This is a genomic window from Frankia canadensis, assembly GCF_900197875.1.
GTDB classification, from domain to species: Bacteria; Actinomycetota; Actinomycetes; order Frankiales; family Frankiaceae; genus Frankia; species Frankia canadensis.
On sequence record NZ_FZMO01000254.1, the window covers coordinates 1 to 5,311 of the forward strand.

At 76.2% G+C, this 5,311-nt stretch carries 3 protein-coding genes; 1 reads left to right on the forward strand and 2 read right to left on the reverse strand.

Going from position 1 to position 5,311, the window contains the following annotated elements; all coding sequences use genetic code 11:
• Positions 1-23 precede the first annotated feature (23 nt).
• The gene (locus C1A33_RS19520; RefSeq protein ID WP_101832891.1) at positions 24-3,737 is read left to right on the forward strand and encodes a sacsin N-terminal ATP-binding-like domain-containing protein; all 3,714 of its coding nucleotides are present in this window, start codon (positions 24-26) and stop codon (positions 3,735-3,737) included.
• A 19-nt stretch (positions 3,738-3,756) separates the two neighbouring features.
• On the opposite strand, the gene C1A33_RS19525 is transcribed toward C1A33_RS19520, so the two are convergent.
• Positions 3,757-4,044: a DUF2530 domain-containing protein gene (locus tag C1A33_RS19525; RefSeq protein WP_101832889.1), complete on the reverse strand. Its 288-nt coding sequence runs from the start codon at positions 4,042-4,044 to the stop codon at positions 3,757-3,759.
• Positions 4,045-4,074: 30 nt separating this feature from the next.
• A complete protein-coding gene (locus tag C1A33_RS19530; RefSeq protein WP_101832890.1) occupies positions 4,075-4,821 on the reverse strand; it encodes a sulfotransferase domain-containing protein in 747 nt (248 codons plus the stop codon).
• Positions 4,822-5,311 lie beyond the last annotated feature (490 nt).

Consider the following 5,311-nt stretch of genomic DNA (forward strand, 5'->3'; position numbering starts at 1 on the left):
GGCGGACGGACGAGGATGGACCCGTGTCAGTGACCACCGCACACGCTGCGGCCGACGGGTATGGGACCGCCGCGGTGCGGCGGCGGGTACTGGATGCCTGGGTCGCCTCCCCGGCTCGCTTCCGGGAGGACGCCAACGCCGAGGAGGACGCCGCCCTCGGCGCCTACCGCGACCGCCTGGTCGTGGAACTGATCCAGAACGCCCTGGACGCGGCGACCGAGGCCGCGGTGCCGGCCCGCGCCCTCCTGCGGTTGACCACGGCCGCAGCCGCCCCCGGCGCGGGCCCCGGCGGCCTGCTCGAGGTCGCCAACACGGGCGCCGCGCTGACGGCCGCCGGCGTCGAGGCGCTGTCGACGCTGCGGGCCTCGGCGAAGCGGGACGCCGCGTCCGTGGGACGGTTCGGGGCCGGTTTCGCCGCGGTCCTCGCGGTGACGGACGAGCCGTCGATCGTCTCCGGAGCAGGCGACCCCGGCACGCCGGCCACCGGCGTCGCCTGGTCGCGCACCGCCGTGATCGACGCGGTGGCGGCCCTCGACCCACGCCACCCGGACGCCGCCCCCGGCGACGTAACTCCGGGTGACGTAACGAAAGGCGACGCAACAAATCTCGGCGGCCTCGCGGAGGAGCTCGCCCGGCGCGACGGCGCGGTGCCGATCCTGCGCCTGCCCTTCGCGATCACCGCCCCGCCGCCGCCGGACGGCTTTGACACTGTGGTGCGCCTGCCGCTGCGGGACGCGAGCGCCGCCGCCCTGGTCCGGGAGCTGCTGGCCGGCATCGATCCCACGCTGCCGCTGGTGCTGGGCGGGCCGGGTGAGATCATTCTCGACGTCGACGGCACGGTGCGCACGATCAGCTGCCACTGGGTGCGCGGCGGTCCCGACGGCCACCGGGCCGCCACGACGCCGGCCGCCACGACGCCGGCCGCCACTCCCGCGGCTACCACCCCCGCGGCCGGCGCGCCGATGGTCGAGGAACTGGTCGAGATCGCCGACCTGGACGGCGAACGCTGGCGCGGCGTCGCCCGGCGCGGCCCGATTCCCGCCGAGCTGCTCGCCGACCGCCCGGTAGAGGAACGCGGCCGGACGGGCTTCACCGCCCGCGTGATGATCCCGGACGGCGACTGGCCGCAGGGCGTGGCCAGAGTGCTGCGCGCGCCGCAGCCCACCGACGAGCCGCTGTCCCTGCCGGTCCTGGCCAGCGTCGAGCTGCCACTGGACCCCTCCCGCCGGCACACGATCGCCGGCCCGCTGCGCGACCGGCTCACCGACGAGCTCGCCGCCGCAGCGGTCGCGCTGGCCCGCTACCTCGGCACCGGCACCCTCGACGACCCAGGCACCCTCGACGGCCGGGACAGTCTCGACGACCGGGACAGTCTCGACGACCAAGGTGATGTCGGCGTCCCAGGCAGCCCCGACGGGCAAGGCAGCCCTGACGGCGCGGACAGCCCTGACGGGGTGGACGCCGGCGCGGCGCCGCCCGATCCACTGGCCGCGCTCAGCCTCGTCCCGACGGGCTTGGCCCACGGCGAGGTCGACGGCCGGCTGCGGGAGGCGTTGCTGCGACTCCTGCCCGGGGCCGCGCTGTTCCCCGGCGGCCGGCGTGGCCGGGACTGCTCGGTCTGCGACCTCGGCCCCGCCACCGATGCCGTCACCGACCTGCTCGGCGTCGACCCCGTCGAGGAGGGTGCCGCCCCAGCGGGCGACACGGATCCGGATCATCCCGCCGCCCGCGCGGGCGACGTCATCACCGACGGTACGGACGGTTCCGACGGGAGCCGCCTGCTGCCGGGGCTGCTGCCGGCGACCTACGCCGGCCGGCGCTGGCGCGGCCCGCTGGACCTGCTCGGGGTCCGGCGGGTGGACAGCTCCGCGCTCGTCGAGCTGCTGTCCGGCGCCGACCGTCCACCGGCCTGGTGGGGACGGCTCTATCCGCTGCTCGTGGCCGCACCGGACCGCGACGCGCTCGGCGCGCTGCCCGTGCCCCTGGCCGAACTGCCGGTGGACGACCACGAGCCCCCCGGACCCACGTCCGGCACCGCGGCCGGCTCGGGCGCCGCGGAACTCGGCACGCGGATGGTCACCGGTCCGCGGGGCACGCTGCTGCCGACCGCCGATCTCGACATCGTCGCGCTGATCCGCTCGGGCCTGCCGTTGCGGGTCGTCCATCCGGACGCCTGTGCCGACGCGGCCCGCGACGCGCTGCGCACCCTGGGCGCCGCCGAGGGAACGCCGGCCGGGGTGCTGCGGGACCCGGCGGTGCGCGAGGCGGTGCTCGACAGCGATCCCGACGATCACCGGGACGACCTGCTCGCGCTCGCCGGCGCCGTGCTCGCCCTGGTCCGGGACTGCGACGAGCAGGTCACGGCGGGCCTCGACTGGCTGGAGGAGCTGCTGCTGCCGGATGCCGACGGCGAGTTCGCCCCGGCCGGCGAGCTGCTGGTCGACGGCGGCCCGCTGGATCAGGTGCTCGCGCAGGACGCCCCGTTCTCCACGCTGTCCCCCGAGATCGTCCGCGGCTGGCCGACCCAGGTGCTCGAGCGGGTCGGCGTCCTGCACACGTTCGGCGTCCTGCACGCCTACGACCTGCCCCTCGACGCGGACGAGCAGATCCTGCTCGATCTGGACGACAGCGACACCTGGGTGGACGACGTCGCCGCCGGCGATCACGGCGGCCCGCCCGGCGACACGCCGAACCTGCGCCGCCCGCCCGCCGGCGGCCCGCCCGCGCCGGCGATGATCGGCGTGTTCGCCGCCGTGCGGGACCTGGAGCTCGTCGACCCGCGGGCCTGGCCGAGGGCGCTGGCGCAGCTCGCCGCCCCGCCGCTGCGCGAGGTGGTGTTCACCCCGGAGCCGTCTTACACCCGCTGGTGGCTGGCCCGCCACGCGGTGCTGCCGGTGGCCGGCGGAGGTCCCGCGCTGCCCCCGCGCGAGCTGCTGCTGCCCGCCGCCGATCCGCTGCTGGCCGGTCTGTTCGCGCCGGCGGCGCCGCTGCCCGACGTCGACGACGAGTTCCTGCGCCATCTCGGTTCCCGGCTGACGCTCGACGACGTGCTCGGTGACCTCGGCGCCGTCATGGACCTGCTCGACCGGCTGGGCGACGCCGACCGGGACGTGTCCTGGCCGGCCGCGCGGCTGCTGTACATCGCGGCGGTCGACGCCGTGGCCCGGGTGCTGGCGGCGCCCGATCGGTCGGCGGGCGACGAACGGTTCGACCCGCCGCTGACGGTGCGCACCCCCGACGGCGTGGTGCCGAGCGCGCAGGCCGTCGTCGTCGACGCGCCGGACATGCTGGGCCTGGTGGGCGGGCGCCACGCGCTGCGGCTGCCGCTGGACCGCGCGGCCGAGGTCGCCCACGTGCTCGGAGTGCCGATGGCCGCCGAGATCGCCCCCTGCGCGATCGTGGCGGGCGAGGCCGCCGGCGCCGAAGGGACGGACGAGGCGGACGAGAGCGGCGAGACGGGCGAGGCGGCGCTCGCGCCGGACGGGACGCCCTACCGGGTGCACCGCCCACTGCTGGTCGAGGATCTGACCGGCCGGCCGACCCGGGTGCCGTGGCGGGTGCTCGGCGGCATCGGCGGCCAGGTGCACGTCGACGCCGAGGCGGGGCCGGATGCGCTGGCCCGGGCGCTGGCCTGGCGCGGCGGCCAGTGGGACCGCCGGCACGCGCTCGCCGCGGAACTGCGCGATCCGGCGGGCGCCGCCTTCCGCGCCGCGGAGGACGACCTCGACGAGGCCTGAGGCCCCGCCCCTCCTCGCGCTAGCCGGCCGCCGGCTCGGCCGCCGCCGTGGCGGCCCGTAGCCGGCGGCGACGGCGCACGACGACCCACAGGCCGACAAGCCCCAGACCGAACCCGCAGACGGCCGTCGCCAGCCACCACAGATGGCCGTCCGTGCGCAGGTCGTCGAGGAAGAACAGCATGACGACGGCGGCGATCCCCCACAGCGCGGTGCCGACCGCCACCGAGGCGACGCCGTCGTAGGGCAGCGGCTCGGGCGGCGGCAGCCCGCCGCCGCCCGCCGGATCCTTGCTCTCTGGCACGCTCATCGCCGCCGACGCTACCCGGGCCGGGGACGGTCAGCCGGGGTCGGGGCCGAACTCCCACCGCCGGCGCGTCACCTGCTCGAGCAGCAGGTGGTCCGCGCTGTAGTGGTCACGCAGGCGGTCGGCGACGCCCGAATCGAGCCGCGCCGGCGCCCACGCCGCCGCACCCGAGGCGGCGGTGTCGCCCGCCGGCGCCCCTGATCTGACCGGCGCGCCGGAACCGACCGGGACCTGTGAACGCACTCTCGCGACGCGGGGAAGGCCGGCGGACGCCCCTGCGATCCCGTCGCCCGCGCCCGCCGCGCCGGCGAGTCCGACGAACCGGGCGACCTGGTCCAGCACCACCGCCGGCTCCGTCCACAGCCGCGCGTACGGGGTGAGGAACACCTGCCCGAACGTGAACAGGGTGGTCAGCCGCTGCAGCTGGGCGCCATAGCACCCCAGCGCCCGATATCGCCAGGTCCAGTCCCAGGCCGCCGTCGTGCGATCGCCCTCGACCGCGAGAGCGCGTTCGAAGTCATCAACGGTCTCCAGGCCGGCCGCGCGCATCCGCGACCAGTGGGCGTATGCCCGCGCCACCGGATCGCGCAGCACCGCGACCAGGCGGACGTACGGCGACCGTTCATGCAGGCGGCGCAGACCCTCGAAGTCGGCCAGCAGGTACGGGGCGTGCGGATCGGGGCCGGCGGCGAGCTCGGCGTCGCGGTGACGAAGTCCGGCGACCAGAAGGTCGGTGCCCGCATCCGGGGCGCCGATCACCCGGAAATCGGGCTTGGCCATCACGCTCTCCGTCCTCCACCCCCCGCCGACACCGGTGGTACGGATGGCCGGTGCCGGCGTGAACGAACACCCACCTTAGCCCGATTTCCCCATCGGAGAAATCGACAAGGGCGACAGCTGACCGGCACGCGACCCCCAGGTCGACCGTTCCATGTGAAGCAAGTCACAGTTTCCAGCCCTTGGCGGCCGCCGGAATCGTGTGCTTCCGTTGCTCTTGTGTTTAAGCGGCTGATGCTGGTCACCCGGAGCCACATCGATCTGCTCCGCGTCGCCTCCGCCGCCTGTCCGGCTGGCTGATCCGCCGCCGGCCCGACGCAGCACACCCCGGACCGCGCAGGCAATCCGCCGCGCCGTTCCGAACCGGCCGCGGCCGCGAACTCCCGCCTTTCGGGGCGCTCCCTGGTACCCGTCGATCCTCGCACAGGCACCCGCTCAGGAGATCGCCACCCCCGGGCGCGCCGATGACGCAGCCGCCGCCCCACCCACCCAC